General features: G+C 43.7%; 23 protein-coding genes. All 23 read left to right on the top strand.

Annotated elements, in window-relative coordinates:
- Positions 1 to 4: 4 nt before the first annotated feature.
- The 23 genes from flhA to GT1_RS00970 all read left to right on the top strand — a co-directional run bounded on the left by flhA (position 5) and on the right by GT1_RS00970 (position 19,854).
- Entirely contained in the window at positions 5 to 2,071 is a 2,067-nt protein-coding gene (flhA, locus tag GT1_RS01080; RefSeq protein ID WP_188396770.1) for a flagellar biosynthesis protein FlhA, read from the top strand.
- Position 2,072: 1 nt separating this feature from the next.
- Complete coding sequence (flhF, locus tag GT1_RS01075) at positions 2,073 to 3,173, top strand: flagellar biosynthesis protein FlhF (RefSeq protein WP_188396768.1); 1,101 nt, start codon at positions 2,073 to 2,075, stop codon at positions 3,171 to 3,173.
- Positions 3,166 to 4,044, top strand: a complete 879-nt coding sequence (locus GT1_RS01070; RefSeq protein ID WP_223225984.1) for a MinD/ParA family protein — start codon at positions 3,166 to 3,168, stop codon at positions 4,042 to 4,044. Before flhF ends, GT1_RS01070 begins: the two co-directional genes overlap by 8 nt.
- Before the next feature lie 26 nt (positions 4,045 to 4,070).
- Positions 4,071 to 4,736, top strand: coding sequence for a flagellar brake protein (locus GT1_RS01065; protein WP_188396766.1), 666 nt, complete (start codon positions 4,071 to 4,073; stop codon positions 4,734 to 4,736).
- A 24-nt stretch (positions 4,737 to 4,760) separates the two neighbouring features.
- A complete protein-coding gene (locus GT1_RS01060; RefSeq protein WP_188396764.1) occupies positions 4,761 to 5,807 on the top strand; it encodes a chemotaxis response regulator protein-glutamate methylesterase in 1,047 nt (348 codons plus the stop codon).
- A 182-nt stretch (positions 5,808 to 5,989) separates the two neighbouring features.
- On the top strand, positions 5,990 to 8,059 hold the full coding sequence (locus tag GT1_RS01055) for a chemotaxis protein CheA (RefSeq protein WP_188396762.1): 2,070 nt from the start codon (positions 5,990 to 5,992) through the stop codon (positions 8,057 to 8,059).
- 16 nt (positions 8,060 to 8,075) lie between these two features.
- A complete protein-coding gene (locus tag GT1_RS01050) occupies positions 8,076 to 8,540 on the top strand; it encodes a chemotaxis protein CheW (RefSeq protein ID WP_075755096.1) in 465 nt (154 codons plus the stop codon).
- Positions 8,541 to 8,573: 33 nt separating this feature from the next.
- The gene (locus GT1_RS01045) at positions 8,574 to 9,194 is read left to right on the top strand and encodes a chemotaxis protein CheC (protein ID WP_075755098.1); all 621 of its coding nucleotides are present in this window, start codon (positions 8,574 to 8,576) and stop codon (positions 9,192 to 9,194) included.
- Positions 9,194 to 9,679 carry a chemotaxis protein CheD gene (locus GT1_RS01040; protein ID WP_075755100.1) on the top strand — a complete coding sequence of 162 codons (486 nt, stop codon included), beginning with the start codon at positions 9,194 to 9,196 and terminating at the stop codon, positions 9,677 to 9,679. The genes GT1_RS01045 and GT1_RS01040 overlap by 1 nt, the downstream gene beginning before the upstream one ends.
- Before the next feature lie 14 nt (positions 9,680 to 9,693).
- Complete coding sequence (locus GT1_RS01035; protein ID WP_188396760.1) at positions 9,694 to 10,026, top strand: hypothetical protein; 333 nt, start codon at positions 9,694 to 9,696, stop codon at positions 10,024 to 10,026.
- Between the two features lie 20 nt (positions 10,027 to 10,046).
- Positions 10,047 to 10,811, top strand: a complete 765-nt coding sequence (locus tag GT1_RS01030; protein WP_188396758.1) for a FliA/WhiG family RNA polymerase sigma factor — start codon at positions 10,047 to 10,049, stop codon at positions 10,809 to 10,811.
- Between the two features lie 52 nt (positions 10,812 to 10,863).
- On the top strand, positions 10,864 to 12,486 hold the full coding sequence (locus GT1_RS01025) for a DUF342 domain-containing protein (RefSeq protein WP_188396756.1): 1,623 nt from the start codon (positions 10,864 to 10,866) through the stop codon (positions 12,484 to 12,486).
- 46 nt (positions 12,487 to 12,532) lie between these two features.
- Entirely contained in the window at positions 12,533 to 12,865 is a 333-nt protein-coding gene (locus GT1_RS01020; protein WP_075755108.1) for a hypothetical protein, read from the top strand.
- Between the two features lie 18 nt (positions 12,866 to 12,883).
- The gene (locus GT1_RS01015; protein WP_188396754.1) at positions 12,884 to 13,444 is read left to right on the top strand and encodes a DUF6115 domain-containing protein; all 561 of its coding nucleotides are present in this window, start codon (positions 12,884 to 12,886) and stop codon (positions 13,442 to 13,444) included.
- Between the two features lie 198 nt (positions 13,445 to 13,642).
- Positions 13,643 to 14,341 carry a 30S ribosomal protein S2 gene (gene rpsB, locus GT1_RS01010; protein WP_075755112.1) on the top strand — a complete coding sequence of 233 codons (699 nt, stop codon included), beginning with the start codon at positions 13,643 to 13,645 and terminating at the stop codon, positions 14,339 to 14,341.
- A gap of 73 nt (positions 14,342 to 14,414) precedes the next feature.
- Positions 14,415 to 15,062 (top strand): translation elongation factor Ts, encoded by a 648-nt coding sequence (tsf, locus tag GT1_RS01005; RefSeq protein ID WP_075755114.1) that lies wholly within the window; start codon positions 14,415 to 14,417, stop codon positions 15,060 to 15,062.
- A gap of 138 nt (positions 15,063 to 15,200) precedes the next feature.
- Positions 15,201 to 15,929, top strand: a complete 729-nt coding sequence (gene pyrH, locus GT1_RS01000) for a UMP kinase (RefSeq protein WP_075755116.1) — start codon at positions 15,201 to 15,203, stop codon at positions 15,927 to 15,929.
- A complete protein-coding gene (gene frr, locus GT1_RS00995) occupies positions 15,926 to 16,486 on the top strand; it encodes a ribosome recycling factor (protein WP_188396752.1) in 561 nt (186 codons plus the stop codon). The genes pyrH and frr overlap by 4 nt, the downstream gene beginning before the upstream one ends.
- 4 nt (positions 16,487 to 16,490) lie before the next feature.
- Complete coding sequence (locus GT1_RS00990) at positions 16,491 to 16,691, top strand: hypothetical protein (RefSeq protein ID WP_075755120.1); 201 nt, start codon at positions 16,491 to 16,493, stop codon at positions 16,689 to 16,691.
- 3 nt (positions 16,692 to 16,694) lie between these two features.
- Positions 16,695 to 16,865 (top strand): DUF362 domain-containing protein, encoded by a 171-nt coding sequence (locus tag GT1_RS00985; RefSeq protein WP_075755122.1) that lies wholly within the window; start codon positions 16,695 to 16,697, stop codon positions 16,863 to 16,865.
- A gap of 182 nt (positions 16,866 to 17,047) precedes the next feature.
- Positions 17,048 to 17,830, top strand: coding sequence for an isoprenyl transferase (locus tag GT1_RS00980; protein ID WP_075755124.1), 783 nt, complete (start codon positions 17,048 to 17,050; stop codon positions 17,828 to 17,830).
- On the top strand, positions 17,831 to 18,667 hold the full coding sequence (locus tag GT1_RS00975; protein ID WP_223225983.1) for a phosphatidate cytidylyltransferase: 837 nt from the start codon (positions 17,831 to 17,833) through the stop codon (positions 18,665 to 18,667). It begins immediately after the preceding gene.
- A gap of 23 nt (positions 18,668 to 18,690) precedes the next feature.
- Positions 18,691 to 19,854 (top strand): 1-deoxy-D-xylulose-5-phosphate reductoisomerase, encoded by a 1,164-nt coding sequence (locus GT1_RS00970; RefSeq protein WP_075755126.1) that lies wholly within the window; start codon positions 18,691 to 18,693, stop codon positions 19,852 to 19,854.
- Positions 19,855 to 19,875 lie beyond the last annotated feature (21 nt).

Genomic DNA, 19,875 nt, shown 5'->3' with positions numbered 1-19,875 from the left:
ATAAATGGCTGCACACCAGTCTGCGTTAGTTAGAGGCATAACTAAATACAGTGACATCATGATAGCTGTGGCCATCATTACTATTGTAGTTATGATGATTATCCCGCTGCCGACAATTCTCCTTGACATGCTGCTGACGCTTAACATTACGTTGGCTATGGTTATTGTTATGGTAGCTATCTATAATATAGAACCACTGGACTTTTCTGTATTTCCCTCATTGCTGCTGGTTACTACCTTATTCCGGCTGGCTCTTAACGTATCCTCCACCCGGCTGATTTTATTAGATGGTCATGCCGGAGAAGTCATTGCCGCTTTCGGTAATTTCGTAGTAGGCGGTAATGCGGTAGTTGGCTTTATTGTTTTTGTTATCCTGATTATTATTCAGTTTATTGTAATTACCAAAGGTGCTGAACGGGTCGCGGAAGTCGCGGCACGCTTTACTCTGGATGCTATGCCGGGTAAGCAAATGAGTATTGACGCCGATCTGAATGCAGGACTTATTAGTGATAAGGAAGCGCGTGACCGCCGGAAAACTATTCAGCGCGAAGCTGATTTTTACGGGGCTATGGACGGTGCGAGCAAGTTTGTTAAAGGTGATGCGATTGCCGCCATTATTATTATTGTGATTAATATTGTCGGCGGTTTTGCCATCGGGATGCTGCAGCGCGATATGGATGCTTTGCAGGCACTGCAGACCTATACCCTGCTTACCGTGGGCGAGGGTTTGGTCAACCAAATACCGGCGCTCTTAATATCTACCGCTACCGGTATTGTTGTAACCAGGGCGGCTTCGGAAGCGAATTTAGGTTCAGACCTTACGAGTCAGATTATTAATAACCCCCGCATATTTTTCATTGCCAGCGGTGTACTGGCGCTGCTTGGGACGATTCCCGGGCTGCCGGGTATTCCGTTTTTTTCGATGAGCGCTATTACCGGCGCCATTGGCTATGCGCTGATAAGGACGCAGAAATCTGAAGTGCAAATGGAAATGTCGCAGCAGGAAGAAAAGGAAAAAGAAGAGGTGCGTAAGCCCGAGAATATTGTTTCTTTGCTGCAGGTTGACCCGATGGAGTTGGAAATTGGCTATAGTCTTATTCCGCTTGTTGATGTCAGCCAGGGCGGCGATTTACTGGACCGTGTGGTTATGATTCGTCGTCAATGTGCGTTGGAACTGGGACTTATTGTTCCGACAATCCGGATACGTGATAATATTCAGCTTAAACCCAATGTGTATGTTATCAAACTTAAGGGCATTGAAATCGCCAGAGGCGAGTTAATGTTAGATCATTTCCTGGCCATGGATTCAGGTGCAGTTTTTGAATCGGTACCGGGTATTGAAACCGTCGAACCGGCGTTTGGGCTGCCAGCCCTATGGATTCAGGAAACATACCGGGAGCAAGCTGAACTTGCCGGTTATACTGTTGTTGATCCGGTATCTGTGCTGGCGACACATCTTACAGAAATTATTAAGACCCATGCTGCTGAAATTCTGGGACGCCAGGAAGTACAAACCTTAATTGAATCTGTTAAACAGAACAATGCGGCAGTTGCCGATGAATTAACGCCAAACTTGTTATCACTTGGTGAAATTCAGAAAGTGTTGGGCAATTTGCTGCGTGAGAAAATCTCGATTAGAGATATGGTAACTATTTTTGAGACACTGGCTGATTATGCCACTTTGACTAAAGATACTGAGATTTTGACCGAGTATGTTCGCCATGCCCTGGCCCGCCAGATATCCCGCCAATTTGTTAACAATAATATTTTGACCTGCCTAACGGTTGACTCACAGCTTGAGAATATTATTGTCAATTCTGTGCAGCGCACCGAGCAAGGCTCCTATGTGGCCCTTGACCCTCAGAAGGTACAGGCTGTTATCACCAGCCTGACAAATGAGCTGCCGAAACTGACTAACATGGGTTATCAACCGCTGGTACTTACAAGTCCGGGGGCCAGATTATATTTCCGCAAACTTACAGAACGGGTGGCGCCGAATTTGGCTGTGTTATCCTATGCTGAATTAGATGCTAAAATTGAAGTACAGGCGCTAGGGATGGTGAAATTGTAATTTGAAAGTCAAATTGTTTACAGCACATAGTATGCCAGAAGCAATGGCGCAAGTTAAGCAGGATTTAGGACGCGATGCTGTTATTTTACATACTCGGCGCTTTAAAAAAGGTGGAATCCTGGGCTTTTTCGGCAGAGAGATGGTAGAGGTTATGGCCGCGCTGGATTCTCCTGCTGCTCCCAGTATTGAAAAAAAACAATGGATTTCGCCTGCAGCCAATACTATTGAGGATACAAAAATAACGGCGATGCAGCTTGAAATGTCTAATATGCGAAAAATGATGGAGCAAATGTTATGTCAATTTCCGCAAGACAGCAAGTCAACTTCGCCGCTTATGGATGTATTGCTGAAGAATGATATTGAACCGGTGATTGCCGAGAGCCTTATTAAAGGAATACCTGATGGCAAAAACGGTGCTGCCGGTGACACGGGGATGATTCGCAAGCTGTTGGTTGATCGCATTGTCCAGTGTTTACAAGGTATTGATGGGATTGACATATCACCATCAGGCTGCAAAACGGTAGCTTTAATTGGGCCAACCGGTGTAGGCAAGACTACAACCATTGCAAAACTGGCTGCTAATTTTGCGTTGAAAGAAGGCTATAAGGTAGCTTTGATTACCGCCGATACGTATCGTATTGCAGCCGTTGAGCAATTAAAAATTTATGGCGACATCATCGGAGTACCACTTGAAATTGTATATTCTCCTGATGAACTTAGAACTGCGCTTTATCGCCATGGAGATAAACATTTAGTTTTAATTGACACTGCCGGCCGCAGCCCGAGCAATCGTGAGCAGCTTACTGAGCTGCAGGAACTGTTAGCGGTTGATCCTTATATTGAAACCCATCTGGTGCTGAGTACTACAACTAAGTATCGGGATGCATTTGAAATAGTAAATAAATTTTCAGTTTGCTCGCCGCACAAATTTTTGTTTACAAAAGTTGATGAAGCAAGTAATTTGGGGACAGTGCTGAATTTGCTGTACCATTTTCCCACAACCCTGTCTTATATGACCACAGGGCAAAGTGTTCCTGATGATATTGAACTCGTTAACTCTACTAAATTAGCGAACATGATTTTGAGGGATTATCATGAGTGATCAAGCGGAAAAATTACGTCAAATGACCCTAAATTCTCCCATTTTGAAAACTGCTATTCTCAAGCAAAAACCTAAAAGCCGCGTGCTCACAATTACCAGTGGCAAAGGCGGTGTAGGGAAAACTAATTTTACCGTAAATCTGGCACTGGCGTTGGCGGCGTTTGATCAAAAGGTATTGGTCATTGATGCCGATCTGGGGATGGCAAATGTTGAAGTTGTTTTAGGCTGCTCTGCACCTTATAGTATTCTTAATTTATTAGAAGGCGGACTAAAAATAACCGATGTCGTCACTGAAGGACCGCGTGGGATTTTATTCATGGCCGGTGGGTCCGGTATTTATCATTTGGCTAACCTCAGTGATGTCCATCTGCAGCATATAGTGTCTCAACTGTCTCTATTTGACAATTGGGCAGACTTTATTTTGATTGATACAGGAGCCGGCATAAGCCGCAATGTCTTGAATTTTGTGACGGCTGCCGATGAAGTTATTATTATTACGACCCCTGAGCCTACGGCTATGACAGATGCTTATGCCATGATGAAAGCGTATGCCGGGCAAAAGGGTGACGCGCTGCTTAGACTGGTAGTTAACCGTGTGGTGGACCGGGATGAAGGTCAGATGGTTGTTGAGAAGCTAATGCGAGTCTCGGAGCGGTTTCTTGATGTGTCTATTGATAACCTTGGGTATGTTTATGAAGATCGCAATCTGGTGAAAGCGGTTAAGAAACAAGTACCGCTTCTGCTATCGTTTCCTGAAGCCATATCATCCCGGTGTATTGAAGGCATTGCTAAAAAATTGCTTTATGGTGAAAATGTTGAGCCGTCTCGTGGAATAAGAGGATTTTTCCATAAATTTTTAGAATATATGTAGTAGTCCTCAAATGAGGAGGTATTCTTATGAGTAATAAACCCGACAATGTCTTTAAAATTAATCAGCGTATTGTAGTTATTGTGCCTGGAAAAGACGGCTTTGCTGAGCAATACCACAGCCGTATTGAAGATATTACCGCTAATAGCATGAGCATTGCTATGCCGATGAGTAAAGGATATCCGGTCATGCTGCAGCGGGGCGAGGTCTTTTTTGGGCGAACGGTAGTTAATGGGCTGGCATTTGAGTTTACCAGTTCTTTACTTTCACGGGAACTGACCCCTTTGCCGATATGGGTTATTGCTGCACCGTATAATATTAAGAAATTTCAACAACGGGCTTTCGTACGTGTTGATGTAGCGCTGCCTGTACAGATTATGAATATGGAAGGTGACCAAGTAGTCGAGACACCTGTCATCCAGGCGATAACCAAGGATATCAGCGGCGGTGGCGCGCAGATAGCCACCAGTCATAAATGGGCGCTTGGAACTAAATTAATGGTAACAATTGACTACCCGGAAATCGGACCGCTGACATTAAAAACTGAAGTGGTCAGGCTAGAGCAGCCTCAACCTGACCGCACACTGTTTTGGGTGGGGATTAAGTTTCTTGAAATTACCGAAAAAGACCGCAGCAATATTATTAAATTTATCTTCAAGAAGCAATTGGAACAACGCCGCAAAGGTTTGGAATAAATACAGGATATTGGTGGTGAGTTGATGATAAAGGTATTGGTTGTTGATGATTCTGTATTTATGCGTAAGCTTTTAACAGATTTATTTGCGGGTGAAACTGATTTTACGGTTGTTGATACTGCCCGTAATGGCAAAGATGCTATCGATAAAGTAAAACGTTTTAAACCTGATTTAATTACCATGGACGTTGAAATGCCGGTTATGGACGGTATTAAAGCGTTGGAACTGATCATGAAAGAAGCTCCTACACCGGTTGTCATGATTAGCAGTTTAACGCAGGCAGGTGCTGTAGCTACTTTGCGGGCACTGGAAATTGGTGCTGTCGATTTTGTTGCTAAGACTGCAGGCCCGATATCAAATATTACAGCCATTCGCACCGAAATACTTACCAAATGCCGGGCCGCAGTCAGAGCCAATGTCTTGCAGCTAGCGAAAGGCAGAGCTACCGCCGGGGCTTTGCCGGCAATGCCCAAAATGCATTCACAGCCTGGACTGGCACTTGATGAACGCATTGTTGCCATTGGCACTTCTACCGGTGGTCCGCGAGCTTTACAGGAAATTATTACTAAAATTCCCGGTAATATACCCTGCGGTATTGTAATTGTACAGCACATGCCGCCGGGATTTACTAAATCATTGGCAGAACGGTTGGATTCATTGTCTTCTGTTACTGTAAAAGAAGCAGAGCATAATGATGTTATCCGTCCTGGATATGTGTTTATTGCGCCAGGAGATTATCATATGCTTATCGAACGCGAAGGTGGAAAAACCGTTATTAAACTCAACCAAAATCCTCCCATTGGCGGACATAGACCTGCGGTAGATCCCCTAATGGAATCGGTGGCACGTACTTATGGCAGCAAGGCAATAGGCGTTATTTTAACCGGTATGGGGCGTGACGGTGCAAAAGGTATCGAGGCTATTAAGCGGCAGAACGGTTATACTATCGCCGAAGATCAGTCAACGGCAGTTGTGTACGGAATGCCTAAAGCGGCTATTGAGTTGGGAGTAGTTGATAAGATAGTACCCATTACCGGTGTAACCGCTGAAATACTTAAAGTTTTATCCTGAGACTAACCCGCTCTAAGACTTCCCAGCTTCTATAAGTGGGAGTTATGCCCCTACGGGCACAGGCGAGCGGCTAAGTCTTAGGATAAGGGCGACTAACCTTCAGTTGGGGTTAAACCCCAACTGAAGCTAAGTCTACTTTATCGAAGTAACAAGCTTGGGACGTAATATGGGGGTGTAAACGAATGGATATTAATCAGTATATGGGGATGTTTTTGGAAGAATCGCGTGAGCATCTGCAGACGTTAAATAATTGCTTGCTTGATCTTGAAAACGATCCCGGCAGTCTAACTGTACTTGACGAGATATTTCGCAGTGCTCATACCATAAAAGGTATGTCCGCTACCATGGGCTTTACCACGATTGCTGAACTTACACATGAAATGGAAAATGTTCTTGACCTCTTGCGTAAAGGGACGCTGCATGCCGATGATGATATTACTGATATTTTATTTAAGTGTATTGACACCTTGGAACAGCTGGTAGAAAATGTGGCTTCAAATTCAGATGCGACGATTGAAATTAAACCATTAATTACTAAACTCACAGCCATTGCCAGAGGTGAATTTTCTCCAGCGCCAGCTGAAAAGCTGCCGCCGGCGGCAGTCCAGCAGGAAGCTCCGGCAAGGTCGGTGGAAGCTGTCAATTTGGATGAAACAGAGCTTACTGTTGTCAAAGCCGCAAGAAAACAAGGCCTTGAATGTTATGAAGTTCATGTTACCTTACGGACAGGATGCCTGCTAAAATCAGCCAGAGCTTATATGGTAATGAACGTCTTAGAAGAAATTGGTGAAGTTATCAAGAGTATTCCTGCTGTTGAAGAGTTGGAAAGAGAAAATTTTGATTATACGTTCCAGGCACTTGTTTTAACGGCTGCCGATGCTGAAAAGCTTGAATATGCAGTCAGCAGTATCTCGGAAGTTGAAGAAGTAGTTGTTGTTTCGTCCGACCTTCAGGATACGGCTAAAGAAACGGTTGAGACTCCGGCGGTTCAACCAAAGAGCGTTACGTTAAGCAACATGGATAAGAAAGCTGCCGTGGCTGAAAAGTCCGAAAAGCCGCCTGCTAATGATCATAATCCTGCTGTTGATAAAAAACTGAAAAGCGGACAATCAGTCAGGGTTGATATTGATAAATTAGACAGTTTATTAAATCTGGTCGGAGAACTTGTTATAAACAAAACCCGGCTGGAGCAAATCGGCTTAACGCATCGGCTTACCGAACTTGTTGAGACAATTGAGCAGATGGACCGGGTAACTACCGATTTACAGGCTGTTGTTATGAAAGTCCGTATGGTGCCGGTAGGCCAGGTGTTTAATCGCTTTCCCCGGATGGTTAGAGATTTGTCACGCGAATTGAATAAAGAGGTTAACCTTATCATTCAGGGGGAAGAAACAGAACTTGACCGTACGGTTATTGATGAAATTGGCGATCCTCTGGTGCATTTGCTAAGAAACTCTATTGACCATGGTATTGAGCACCCGGCAGAACGGCAAGCTAAAGGCAAAAATCCTGTCGGCGAAATTCGCCTTATTGCCCGGCATGAAGGCAATAATGTTATTATCATGGTTGAAGATGACGGCAAAGGCATGAATGCCGATGTTATTAAACAAAAGGCAGTGGATAAAGGACTTATTACGCAAGCCGAGGCTGACAGACTTGAACCGGCTGAGGCTATCAGACTGGTATTTTTACCGGGATTTTCCACAGTTGAGACAGTTACGGATGTTTCGGGGCGCGGCGTAGGCACAGATGCTGTTAAGACTAAGATTGAATCCCTGGGTGGCATGGTTGATGTTGAGACTAAGATCAATGGCGGCAGTAAGTTTAAAATCCGGCTGCCACTGACATTGGCAATTATTCAGGCACTGCTTGTAAAGGTGTGTGAAGAGATTTATGCCATACCGCTTGGCTCCATTGACAGCACTATAAATATTACGCCACGGGATATTAAAACCATTCAGAATCAGGAAGTTATTTTACTTAGAGGGCAAATTATTCCCATTGTGCGATTAGGAAATGTACTTAACGTTCCTGATACTTGTATCCATAATCAGGATGAATTATTTGTAGTTATTGTTCATATGGGTGAAAATCGTGCCGGAATTATTGTTGATACACTTATCGGGCAGCAAGAAATAGTCATTAAGTCTATGGGCAAACTGTTGGCTGGTATTAAGGTTATTGCTGGCGCTACTATCCTAGGTAATGGTGAAGTAGCGCTCATCCTGGATGTTAGCGCATTAAAGCAATAGGCAGGGAGGGAAAAGCATGTCTGAAGTAACATATTCCGGAAATGAAGTTCAACTGGTTGTATTTAAGCTGGGGCGCGAAGAATATGGTGTCAGCATTCTGCAGGTTCAAGAGATAAAGCGAAACACGGAGATTACCCGTGTGCCTCATTCTCCGGATTATATTAAAGGTGTTATGAATTTGCGCGGCAGTGTGCTGCCGGTAATTGACCTAAAGAAACGGCTTAACTTGCCGCCGCAGGATCACACCGACGATACCCGGATTATTATTATCAAAGTAGAAGACATACATGTGGGAATGATTGTTGACGCTGTATCAGAAGTAACGGCTATCGACCAAAATAGTATTGAGCCGCCACAGGCTGTGGTAGGCGGTATTGCAGCCGATTACCTGAGCGGAGTAGGAAAAGTGGATGACAGATTGTTGATCTTATTGAATACTGATGCAATTATTGGCATAGGCCAGGAAGTTAAGGCAGGATAATTATTATGTATAGATATCAAAGGGGGGGCGAGGTTGTCTGAGGATATATTAAACTTATCACCATTGCAGTTAGACGCATTGAGGGAAATTGGCAATGTGGGTGCCGGCAATGCGGCAACAGCACTATCTCAAATTATCAATAACAAAATTGATATGACGGTTCCCGAGGTATCCATTCTTCCTCTGGGGGAGGTACCGGAAGTAGTTGGCGGCCCGGATGCAATGGTTGCAGGTGTTTACCTGAGAGTGTTTGGTCCGGCGCCTGGCAGTATCTTATTTCTTCTTCCCCGTGAGAGTGCCTTTTATCTGGTTGATATGCTTATGGGCCGTACTCAGGGGGAAACTCAGCTGCTTAACTCTATGGATGAATCGGCATTGATGGAGATTGGTAATATTTTGGCAGGGGCATATTTGAATGCTTTGTCCTATTTTACTAAATTAACCTTACTCCCGTCGATTCCGGCCTTGGCTATTGATATGGCCGGTGCTATATTAAGTGTTATTTTGATCCAACTGGGACAAATGGGTGACCATGCTCTGGTTATAGAGACAGAGTTTACCACTGAAAACGACGGTGTTAAAGGGCATTTCTTCCTTATTCCTGATCCCGGCTCCCTTAATACAATCTTGGCGGCAATCGGGGTGAAGGAATAATGGCAGAACTAATAAAAGTAGGAATGGCTGATTACAAGATTGGACGTAATCCGGCCAGCTTAATTAGTTATGGGCTAGGCTCTTGTGTAGGTATTGCCTTATTTGATACAGTGGCTAAGGTAGGTGGTTTAGCACACATTATGCTGCCTGATAGTACGCAGGCGCGCGCTACCGACAATCCGGCTAAATTTGCCGATACTGCTTTGCCGCTAATGTTAAGTGAGATTATTAAACTTGGGGCCGTTAAATCACGAATTACCGCCAAAATTGCCGGTGGTGCGCAAATGTTTACCTTTACCAATACTACTGATATTATGCGGGTGGGGGAACGCAATGCCGAGGCAGTACGTTTAGTTTTGAAAAAACTGGAGATAAGGCTCATTGCTGAAGATACCGGGGGCAATTATGGGCGAACAGTTGAATTAAAGCTGGATACCGGCGTATTTCGGGTAAAAACTATTGATAAAGGTGAAAAAGAACTATAATTGGAGGACGGGCTATGGCACTAAAGTTACGGGTTAGTTTATATATGGCATTTGCCGCCAGCATCTTGACTGTACTGGTTGGTGCTTTTAACACGATTGCACTGACTGCCATTTTATACCGTACATTAGTCTCGCTAGTCCTTTTTGCCGTGTTAGGATATGCATGTGGTCAATTTGCTGAGCGTTTTTTGCAAGAGAAACAAGAAACCCTGGAAGAAGCTGACCTTAAAGGTACAAATGTTGATATTGTCAGCAGTGATGAGCCTGAGGCAGAAGAGTTGCCGATTCCGGAATTTACACCCTTGAATCCTGAAAATTTTGATAATATAACACTAACGCAAAAGTAAGGATGGGAGGGTAAGCGCCAATGGCAGGTAATAATGCTGAACAGAAGGCTGCTAACACACTCAAGCTTTGGCAGGACTATCATAGCAGTAACAGAAGTCCGGAAATACGCGAGAAAATTATTGAACACTATCTGTCGCTGGTGAAATTAGTAGCAGGGCGTATTGCAGTCAGTCTTCCTCAGCATGTGGATAAAGATGACTTAATCAGTAATGGTTTTTTTGGCCTTATGGAATCAATTGAACGTTTTGATCCTGACCGGGGGGTTAAATTTGAGACTTATGCGGTAGTTCGAATCAGGGGAGCTATTCTTGATTCATTGAGAGCCCAGGATTGGATTCCGGCTACCATTAGACAAAAAGCACGTCAATATGAACAAACAGTTGCTAAATTAGAACATGCGTTAGGCCGCTCGGTAAAAGATGAAGAGATTGCTATGGCAATGAAAATTCCACTAAATGAACTTTATACGCTTATTAATCATCTAAATGCCAGCACTCTTATTCCCTTGGAAGAGTTCGCCAGAACTGAGACCGCTTCGCACCATACACCAAATCCTTCCCAACATATCGAAGAACAAGAAGTAAAAGAGATGTTGGCAAAAAGTATTGATAAGTTACCGGAAAAAGAACGTCTGGTAGTCAGTCTTTACTATTACGAAGGATTGACGTTAAAAGAAATTAGCCTAATACTGAAGTTATCGGAGGCACGTATTTCCCAGCTTCATACTAAAGCTATTTTCCGACTGCGTGGCGCTCTGTCAAGAGTTAAGTCGAGTTTTGTATAGATATTTATCATATAGTATGATAGTTTGAGTGCTATTGATGGGGGATAATCGTATGGAGGACAACAATCGTTTTTTAGAGCATACTGAGGAGAAACTTAGTTCACTTGACGGATATTTCAATATTGCGGCAGAAGAAGATGGTTTTTTTCTAACTGTTTATCCTCAACAAGGGACAGGCGAGCCTGTAAAAGTACCGAAAATAATTGAAGCTTTGGCAGAGCTTGGTATCGATAAGGTCGACAATGCTCTGCTTACCCGTGTTGTAAGAGAGGCATTAGGTACTCCTGTTAAAGTTGCAGAGAAACCGGTAGAAGCAGAGCCGGACATACAGATTCAAATCTCTCGTGATAAAATGGAAGCTACACTACAGGTGATTAAGCCGCAAGGCTGTCGGCCGGTTAGCATCGAAGAGGTCATGGACCGGATTAAAAATGCCGGTATTACTTACGGTATTGATCTTGCGGCAGTGGAAACAGCGTTTGCCAAGCCTGGTACTATAGTAGCTTGCGCCAACGGCTTGCGTCCGGTTGATGGAATTAATGCAAGTATTACATATCTTGTTGATTTAGAAAATAAAGGACGCCCGGCAGAGTTGGAAGACGGACGGGTTGATTTTAAAAATCTTAACATGTTTACTGTTGTTCACGCAGATGAATTACTGGCAGAAAAGGTACCGGCGACACCGGGCACAGCCGGTATGGATATTCTGGGTAATGAAGTTTTTCCTAAGCCGGGTAGGGATGTAGTATTACCGAAAGGCAAAAATGTTTATGTGGACGAAGGCCTAAAGGTGTATGCCGCTCAGGCAGGTCAGCTGGTTATGCTCAATAACAAGCTGAATGTCATACCTATGATTGAAATCAAAGCCGATGTTGATCTGTCTACAGGCAATATTGAGTTTGTTGGCAGTGTAATCGTTAAAGGGTCAGTGCAAACCGGTTTTACGGTTAAAGCAGAAGGCAATGTAGAAATTGCCGGCAGTGTCAGCGGTGGTATTGTTGAAGGAAAAAATGTAGTTGTCCGTATGGGAATTCAAGGCATGAACCGGGGGTATATAAAAGCTGCTGAAAATGTAGTTTCCAAATATATTGAAAACGCAACAGTCTATGCCGGGAAAGACGTTATTGTCAGTGATGTTGTGCTGCATAGCAAAGTAAGTGCCGCAAAACGGGTAATTGTTGAGGAACGGCGTGGTTTAATTGTCGGCGGGCAGATATCGGCCGGCGAAGAAATCAGGGCAAAGGTTATTGGAACTAATTCAGCCACCAATACCGATATCGAAGTTGGTGTAAATCCTAAGCTGCGGGAAGAATACCAGGAATTGAGAAAAGAAGTCAAAAAGATTGAACTTAACCTGGAACAAACGAAGAAAGCCCTTACCGTACTGAAAGCTATGAATCAAAATACTCTGCCGCCCGATAAGCACGAAATGCTGCTTAAATTGACGAAAGCGCAATTTCATTTAATTGGCCAGATTGAAACCATGCGTAACCGTTTGGCAGAAATCGAAATATCTTTAGAAGAAATGCGGTATGGACATGTTAAGGTGGCGGATACTGCCTATCCGGGAGTTAAATTGGTTATCGGAACATTAGTAAAACCCTTACGGGATGCCGCTAAGTTTGTTAAATTTTATGCTGAAGACGGGGAAATAAAAACAAGTTCTTATAAATAGTAATAAATGACCAATCTGCTTATATTATGATTGGGTGGGTGATATAATGAGCATCAGACCAATTGATATGCAGGTGCTTATTCCCAAAGCGACAGAAGTCGGAAAACAGCAAAATAATTTGAACCAACAAAGTACGTTGCAGCAGCAGCAATTTGCGGAAGAACTGAAAAAGACAGTACAGGTGCGCCAGCAGCAAGTGCAAGGCATGGACAAGAGTCAAGGCGGTAAAGTTGAACGGGATGAGAACCAAAAGCATAAAAAACATCCGCGTGAGTTTGCTCGCAATCATGATCAGCCAAAAGAAGCGTCTGAGCAAGAAGATCCGGAAGGTGTGGGACAGGACCCGCTGCGTGGACATATTATTGACATTAAAACCTGATATATTGGGGTGGTATACTTGCTTACAGGCGTGATTGTTTCTTTAGTAGCTGTATTACTGTTAGTTTTTTTATTGGTATATAAGAAAGAAATGATTATCAAAATGTTTATGCTGAATGTATCTGCTCCGGCAAATGAATTTTCTCAGCAGCTTGAGCAAACGGCCGATTCGATTATCAGGCGGCTGGAGGATGAATCAGCACAGCTTGAGTTACTGCTGGAAGAAGCAGAAGCGAAGATTGGCATACTTAGCCAGCAGGTGGAGTATGCCAATAAAATTATTGAACAACTGATAGAACTGGAAAATCGCCCCAATAGCGATAATTACAGGCAGGAGAGCCGGACAGAGTCTGTGAGTCATGTACCGGAGCCGACCCCGGCAATGGAGTTAGCTCCGCCTGCTGATGATATAGCTGAATTGCTTGATGATAATAAACTTGATAAAGAGCCGGTTAATATAGAAAAACACCGGCTTATTATTGCTATGGCTGATCAAGGCTATACGATTACGGAAATCGCTAAAGCCACCGGTGTGGGTAAGGGTGAGATAACCTTACTGCTGCAATTGAATAAAAAATGAACCGTTTGGTATAATAAAAACAAAAAAATGATAAAAAGTAAAAAAATATAAGGAATTTTTACTTGTTACCGGTAAGAACTTATGCTATACTATTTTTCGGTGTTATCACACACGCAATCTAATTTTGCCACTGTGCCAAAGAAATGGTGACGGCAAAAAATGCGGATTGCGGCGGTAAATTAACAGGAGGTGTATCTTATGTCAGTTATTTCCATGAAACAGCTTTTGGAAGCTGGTGTGCATTTCGGCCATCAGACCAGAAGATGGAACCCCAAAATGGCCCCGTACATATTTACGGAGCGTAACGGTATCTATATTATTGACCTGCAAAAAACAGTTAAAAAGGTGGAAGAAGCGTATAATTTTGTACGTGACCTGGCTGCCCAAGGACAAACTATGTTATTTGTGGGTACGAAGAAACAAGCTCAGGAAGCTGTAAAAGAAGAAGCTATCAGATGCGACATGTTTTATGTTAATGAAAGATGGCTTGGCGGTATGCTGACCAACTTCCAAACTATTCAAAAACGTATTAACAGACTGCGTGAATTGGAAGGTATGGAAGAAAAAGGCATGTTCGAAGTATTGCCTAAGAAGGAAGTTATTACTTTACGCCACGAAATGGAACGTCTGCAAAAATTCCTTGGTGGCATTAAAAATATGCACAAACTTCCAGGTGCGCTGTTCATTATTGATCCGCGTAAAGAACGCATTGCTGTGGCTGAAGCTCGCAATCTGGGTATTCCCATTGTTGGTATTGTTGACACCAACTGCGATCCTGATGAAATTGATTATATTATTCCTGGCAACGACGATGCTATTCGTGCTGTCAAGTTGCTTACTGCAAAAGTTGCCGATGCTGTTCTGGAAGGCCGTCAAGGCGAACAGATGGCAGAGTAAACTATTATTTGCAAAATAAAGGTAAGGGGCTTTTTTGCCCTCTTACCTTTAATAATAGTTAGGGGGATTAGACATGATAACGGCTGGAATGGTTAAAGAGTTGAGAGAACGTACTGGTGCCGGTATGATGGATTGTAAAAAGGCGCTGGGTGAGACTAATGGTGATATGGAAAAGGCTGTTGATTATTTGCGGGAAAAAGGCTTGGCTGCCGCCGCAAAAAAAGCTAGCCGGATAGCTTCGGAAGGACTTGTTGAAGCTTACATACATGGGGCAGGACGCATTGGTGTTCTTCTCGAAGTTAACTGTGAGACTGACTTTGTTGCCAAAACCGATGGGTTCAAAAGTTTGGTGCGTGACATAGCAATGCAAATAGCTGCTGCTAACCCTAGCTATGTTGCCCGTGAAGAAGTGCCGGAAGAAATACTGAATCATGAAAGAGAAATTCTTCGGGCTCAGGCGCTGAATGAAGGCAAACCTGCCAACATTATCGAGAAAATGATTGGCGGCCGGTTGGAGAAATTCTATAAAGAAGCCTGCTTATTGGAACAGCCTTTCATTAAGGACCCGGATAAAACAATTAAGCAGCTTATCACAGAAAGTGTGGCTAAAATTGGCGAAAACATATCGGTTCGTCGTTTTACCAGGTACCATTTAGGTGAAGGTCTTGAGAAAAAGGCCAATGATTTTGCGGCAGAAGTAATGGCTGCTGTTAACAAATAGGAGAACACTTCGTGTTCTCTTTTTTCTCAAGCTCTAACAGAAAGTATAACTTTCTGTTAGAGCAGAACAAAAAATGTTGTGACAAATAAAGGATTTAAAGACTATTTGTAGAAATACAATCAAAGGAGGTTCTCCCGCTTGGCGAACGGTAAATACAATCGCGTTGTCTTAAAATTAAGTGGCGAAGCCTTAGCTGGCAATAAAGGTTATGGTATAGATCCAATAGTTGTCGATGCTATCGCTAAAGAAATTAAAGAAATAAAAGCAAACAATCTGGATGTAGCCATTGTTGTTGGTGGCGGAAATATTTGGCGGGGCCTGGCAGGCAGCGCTAAAGGAATGGATCGCGCTACTGCCGACTATATGGGGATGTTGGCAACTGTTATGAATGCGCTGGCCCTGCAGGATGCACTGGAGCATTGCGGCGTTGATTCGCGAGTGCAGAGCGCCATTAATATGCAGCAGGTTGCTGAGCCTTACATCCGGCGCCGGGCAATACGTCATATGGAAAAGGGACGCGTAGTTATTTTTGCCGCCGGTACGGGAAATCCCTATTTCTCTACAGATACAACTGCAGCACTCAGAGCAGCCGAAATCGAAGCAGATGTTATCTTAATGGCTAAAAAGAGTACCGATGGTGTCTATGATTCTGACCCGCGTCACAATCCTGATGCCAAGAAGTTTAAAGAACTTGAATATATTGAAGTTCTGCAGCGGGGGTTAGGGGTTATGGACTCTACTGCCACTTCATTATGTATGGATAATCAAATTCCAATTGTAGTATTTAGTATTGATGAACCCGGAAATATTTTAAAAGCAGCGCTGGGAAAAGATATAGGAACAATCGTTGGGGGAGAAAAGAAATGACAGCTAAGGAAATTCATTCTGCCCATGAAGATAAAATGAAAAAAGCTTTGGAAGCTTTGAGGAAAGAGTATGGCAGTTTGCGCGCCGGCAGGGCAAACCCTTCTCTGCTTGACAAGGTAATGGTGGATTATTATGGATCACCAACACCGGTTAATCAAGTTGCCAATATTTCAGTTCCCGAGCCCAGGATGATTATCATTCAGCCCTGGGAAAAGTCAATGCTTACTGCTATTGATAAGGCTATTCAAAAATCCGACTTAGGCTTGATGCCTAATAGTGATGGTGCCGTTATCCGTCTTGCCATTCCGCAGCTTACCCAAGAACGCCGGGCGGAAATAGTCAAGGTTATACATAAGAAAGCGGAAGAGTGCAGAGTCGCTATTCGTAATTTGCGGCGTGATGCCAATGATGCTGTTAAAAAAATAGAAAAAGACAAAGCCCTTTCGGAAGATGAAGCCAAAAAGGCGCAAGATGATATTCAAAAGCTGACTGATAAATACATCAAAGAAGTGGATCAGGTAATGGCAGTAAAAGAAAAAGACATTATGGAAGTGTAACAGCTTGGATACAGTCGCGCAGCCGTTGTCTGAAGTTATTAATAAGTTGGAACAAAATGACAGCAAATATACTGTTACCATTACTAAACCTTCGCGCAATATGTTTCAGCTTGATGATACATTGTATGTTATTAGGCAGCAAGTGGATGCTGATGGAATTTATCATTTAATTGCTGCTGCTAAAATGGGAAAGGAGGTGTTTTAATTAATGGCTTACAAAATTACAGATGAGTGTGTTGCCTGTGGTTCCTGTGCGGCTACCTGCCCGGTTGGCGCTATTCAAGAAGGTGAACCCATCTACAGCATCAACGAAGAATGTGTTGACTGTGGTTCTTGTGCAGAGGTTTGCCCAACTGGTGCAATTGTAGCTCCGGAATAATTTAAATCCCCCTCGCAAGAGGGGGTTTAAATTTGATATCTGTTGGCTAATTTTACTAGTAGTCTGCCAAGTCTAAAGCCACAGGATGGATAAAAACACTGTGGATTTTGCCTTGGCGGACTACTATATTCTGGAGATAATTTGGTCATAACTATAGCTAAAGCTTAGCGGAGGATTATAGTGTGTGGATGAAGTGGTTTAGCAAAAAGCATACTCTTAAACAAAACGATTATAATGATATTGATCCCACAAGACTCCCGCGTCATGTGGCTATAATCATGGATGGCAATGGACGCTGGGCGCAGAAAAAAGGGTTGCCGCGGACCCTTGGTCATCGGGCCGGGGCGGAAACCCTGCGGGAAATTGTAAAGACCGCTTCCGAAATAGGTATACAAGTCCTTACTGCATATGCCTTTTCTACGGAGAACTGGCGGCGGCCGGCTGATGAAGTCAGTTTGTTAATGAGTCTGCTGTCTGATTATCTTGATAATGAGCTTGCCGAATTAGATGAAAATAATGTGCAAGTAAGATTTATCGGTCATACAGGGGATTTGGCCCTCAATTTGCAAAAAAAAGTTGAAAAAGCTCAGACGCTTACAGCTCATAACACAGGATTGATTTTAAATCTGGCCGTAAACTACGGGGGCCGGGCTGAGTTGACGCGCGCTGTTAAGATAATTAGTGAAAAAGTGTTACGGCGGGAGTTAGACCCGGAAGATATCAATGAAACAATTATTGAAGAACATTTATATACTGCCAATTTGCCGGCTCCGGATTTATTGATCAGGCCGAGCGGAGATTTTCGCATTAGCAATTTTTTGTTATGGCAAATGGCATATACTGAGTTTTGGTTTACGGAAATTCACTGGCCGGATTTCAAATCAGAAGATCTGCTGCAGGCTGTTCGCGATTATCAGCAACGGGATCGAAGATTTGGTGGTATAAAAAATACGAATAAACGGTAGGTGCCTATATTGCTTGGAATGCGTATTTTGACAGCAGCTATTGGAATACCGATAGCCATATACATTATTAATTATGGTGCATGGCTGTTTGCTGCCGCGGTAATACTGCTGGCACTCTTGGCCTGGCATGAGTTTTATAAAATGATGCAGGCAAAGGATATCCAGGTTCACTGCGGGATTGGTCTTATGGGGGTCATATTAGTTTTGGGCTGTGCGTGGTTGGGTAATGCGCAGGAACTGGTTATGGTTATATTGCTGGTTGTGTTGGCGACTATCGCCAAATCAGTGGTTTCCCATGCGAAATTTGGCATGACGGATGCCGCCTTTACTGTGTTGGGAACACTATATATCAGTTTGCCGTTTGCGCATTTGCTGCTGCTGCGCTTTGCCAGCCCCTATGAATATATACAAACCGCATTGGGCGCCTTATCGGTCGGTGCAGCTTATCTTTGGCTGGCTTTCATCGGTACCTGGGCTAGTGACACGCTGGCTTATTTTGTTGGTTCCACGCTGGGGCGGCATAAATTGTGTCCGGCTATCAGCCCTGGTAAAACCTATGAGGGAGCAATAGGTGGTTTAATCGGCAGTATTGCCGGTGTCAGTATTATGGGATGGGTGAGTGGATTGCCGCTGGTCCATACCCTGCTCTTAGGTCTTTTGGTAGGTCTTGCAGCTCCGCTCGGTGATCTGGCAGAATCGGCGCTTAAAAGATTTTCCGGAGTAAAAGACTCCGGCAATGTTTTGCCAGGACATGGCGGCGTACTTGACCGCTTTGATGCCATTATGTTTACCGTTCCGGTGGTCTACTATTACATAAGAACATTTGTCGGCTATTAGAAATTTAGACAGGAGTTCCACAGATGAAGCATATTGCAATTTTAGGAAGTACCGGCTCCATTGGTACTCAGGCTTTGGACGTAATTGCTGCTAACCCTGATAAATATAATGTAACAGTGTTGGCTGCCTATCATAATGAACAGCTGCTACAAGAGCAGATAGAATATTTCAAACCCCAATTAGCGGTGCTAATTGATAAACAAGCAGCTGACCGTCTGGCTGCTTCCTATCGCGGGCCAACCCAAATCGTAACCGGTGAGGAGGGGCTCTTAGAAGCTGCTGTTTTTCACCAGACAGATACCGTTTTGACCTCACTGGTTGGCTTCGCCGGTCTTAAGCCAACGATTGCCGCCATCAAAGCTAAAAAAAACATTGCTCTGGCTAACAAAGAAACGCTGGTAGCCGCCGGTCAGTTAGTTATGGCTTTGGCGAAAGACTATAATGTCAGCGTTTATCCGGTTGACAGCGAACATAGCGCGATTTTTCAGTGTTTGCAGGGCGAAAACAATAAACACATTGGCCGGATTATTTTAACGGCGTCAGGCGGCCCGTTCCGGGGGCGTACCGCCAAGGAACTAGCTCATGTTACCGTCGAGGATTGCCTGAAACATCCTAATTGGTCTATGGGACGTAAAATCACAATTGATTCAGCAACTTTGGCTAATAAAGGGTTGGAAGTGATTGAAGCCAAATGGCTCTTTGGTGTGGCTTATGATCAAATTGATGTTTGTGTTCATCCTCAGAGTATTATTCATTCTATGGTGGAATTTATTGATGGCAGTGTCATGGCCCAATTGGGAATGCCGGATATGCGTCTGCCGATTCAGTATGCGTTGTCTTATCCTGAACGCATACCCTCCAAATTTCCACGGCTTGATTTGACTGCTTTGTCGGCGTTGACCTTCACTGAACCTGATACAGGCAATTTTCCGGCATTAAAGCTGGCTTATACTGCGGGGAACAAGGGCGGAACCATGCCTTGTGTCTTCAATGCTGCCAATGAAGTGGCTGTGTATGCATTTTTACAGGGCAAAATTGGTTTTCTTGATATTGCACAGATTATAAGTTATACTATGGAAATACATTCACTTGTTACCACTCCAGATTTGGAGCAAATATATGCAGCAGATACATGGGCGCGCCAATGTGCGGTCCAGGCAGTGAGTGACCTTGGCAGGAAGGCCTAACCAAATACATGAAGGGGTGGT

Origin of the sequence: Sporomusa sp. GT1 (assembly GCF_014634905.1) — a bacterium.
In the GTDB taxonomy this organism is placed as follows: Bacteria; Bacillota; Negativicutes; order Sporomusales; family Sporomusaceae; genus Sporomusa; species Sporomusa sphaeroides.
This window is presented reverse-complemented; position numbering and strand designations above follow the sequence as displayed.

What these genes read in the sequence shown, in the direction of transcription:
- GT1_RS00985 (WP_075755122.1), top strand. Translation starts at nt 16,695, where the DNA reads ATGGCTTACAAAATTACAGATGAGTGTGTTGCCTGTGGTTCCTGTGCG.
- frr (WP_188396752.1), top strand. Translation starts at nt 15,926, where the DNA reads ATGACAGCTAAGGAAATTCATTCTGCCCATGAAGATAAAATGAAAAAA.
- GT1_RS01065 (WP_188396766.1), top strand. Translation starts at nt 4,071, where the DNA reads ATGAGTAATAAACCCGACAATGTCTTTAAAATTAATCAGCGTATTGTA.
- GT1_RS01040 (WP_075755100.1), top strand. Translation starts at nt 9,194, where the DNA reads ATGGCAGAACTAATAAAAGTAGGAATGGCTGATTACAAGATTGGACGT.
- GT1_RS01035 (WP_188396760.1), top strand. Translation starts at nt 9,694, where the DNA reads ATGGCACTAAAGTTACGGGTTAGTTTATATATGGCATTTGCCGCCAGC.
- tsf (WP_075755114.1), top strand. Translation starts at nt 14,415, where the DNA reads ATGATAACGGCTGGAATGGTTAAAGAGTTGAGAGAACGTACTGGTGCC.
- GT1_RS00970 (WP_075755126.1), top strand. Translation starts at nt 18,691, where the DNA reads ATGAAGCATATTGCAATTTTAGGAAGTACCGGCTCCATTGGTACTCAG.
- GT1_RS01050 (WP_075755096.1), top strand. Translation starts at nt 8,076, where the DNA reads ATGTCTGAAGTAACATATTCCGGAAATGAAGTTCAACTGGTTGTATTT.
- GT1_RS01055 (WP_188396762.1), top strand. Translation starts at nt 5,990, where the DNA reads ATGGATATTAATCAGTATATGGGGATGTTTTTGGAAGAATCGCGTGAG.
- flhA (WP_188396770.1), top strand. Translation starts at nt 5, where the DNA reads ATGGCTGCACACCAGTCTGCGTTAGTTAGAGGCATAACTAAATACAGT.
- GT1_RS01070 (WP_223225984.1), top strand. Translation starts at nt 3,166, where the DNA reads ATGAGTGATCAAGCGGAAAAATTACGTCAAATGACCCTAAATTCTCCC.
- rpsB (WP_075755112.1), top strand. Translation starts at nt 13,643, where the DNA reads ATGTCAGTTATTTCCATGAAACAGCTTTTGGAAGCTGGTGTGCATTTC.
- GT1_RS01020 (WP_075755108.1), top strand. Translation starts at nt 12,533, where the DNA reads ATGAGCATCAGACCAATTGATATGCAGGTGCTTATTCCCAAAGCGACA.
- GT1_RS01030 (WP_188396758.1), top strand. Translation starts at nt 10,047, where the DNA reads ATGGCAGGTAATAATGCTGAACAGAAGGCTGCTAACACACTCAAGCTT.
- GT1_RS01060 (WP_188396764.1), top strand. Translation starts at nt 4,761, where the DNA reads ATGATAAAGGTATTGGTTGTTGATGATTCTGTATTTATGCGTAAGCTT.
- GT1_RS01025 (WP_188396756.1), top strand. Translation starts at nt 10,864, where the DNA reads ATGGAGGACAACAATCGTTTTTTAGAGCATACTGAGGAGAAACTTAGT.